The 767-nt window shown below is 66.4% G+C and carries 1 protein-coding gene; it reads right to left on the reverse strand.

Annotation, left to right across the window (positions count from 1 at the left end):
• Nucleotides 1–661: nitrate- and nitrite sensing domain-containing protein (locus B3873_RS08500; RefSeq protein WP_349676439.1), on the reverse strand; the 661-nt coding region annotated here is incomplete at its 3' end.
• Nucleotides 662–767: the final 106 nt, after the last annotated feature.

Here is a 767-nt window from a genome sequence, read left to right on the forward strand (position 1 = left end):
GGCGTCCGATTTCGATGACTTCATCCTGGGTCAGCTGACGATGCGCAATCAGTGGGGCGACGAAACGCGACCCGACCTGCCCGGCGTACTCGCGCAGGCTGGCGACTGCGCGCACGGCCGAGAGGCCATCACGCAGCAAGGGATCGGCGCGGTCAGCCTCATTGCTCAGATCACTCACCACGCGCACCATCAACGGCATCAGATCGACCATGCTGCTGACGGCCGAGACCACCAGCACGTCGCTGCGATCCTGCGGCGCCAGGCGCGCCACCCGATCAACATTGGCGCGCGCCGGACCCAGGCCTTGCTGGACCAGCCGCACCTTGTCCATGGCCCACGACTGCCGCAGCCTGGCATCTGCCTCCAGCGCAGCGCGCAATTGGCTCAGGGCCGCATCGCTCTGGGCGCGGGCAGTGGCCAGCCTGGCCTGCAGCTCCGGCGGCAGCGAGGCACCGGCCCCCATGACGGCGTTGGCCGGACCACGTTCGGCGGAAATCTTTTCCATCGCCAGCAGCGCCAGGCGCAGCTTGCGCAAGGCCGGCACGCTGTTGGCACCGCTGCGGTAGGTGTTCCACTCCGTCCAGACCAGGGCCACCGCAAACGCCAGGAACAGCGCCAGCAAGGCGACCGAGATCAGCCGGAACAGACGATTCAGGGACATGATGAGCCCGCCATGGAAAGCAAACGCAGATGCATGAGACGAATATATCAAGCCGCAGCCAAGGGTGGCGCGGCGACTTCGCGAGCGGGAAGAAATTTGTCCGGAC

Origin of the sequence: Herbaspirillum sp. UBA812, from assembly GCF_002296545.1 — a bacterium.
Classification (GTDB): domain Bacteria; phylum Pseudomonadota; class Gammaproteobacteria; order Burkholderiales; family Burkholderiaceae_D; genus Herbaspirillum; species Herbaspirillum huttiense.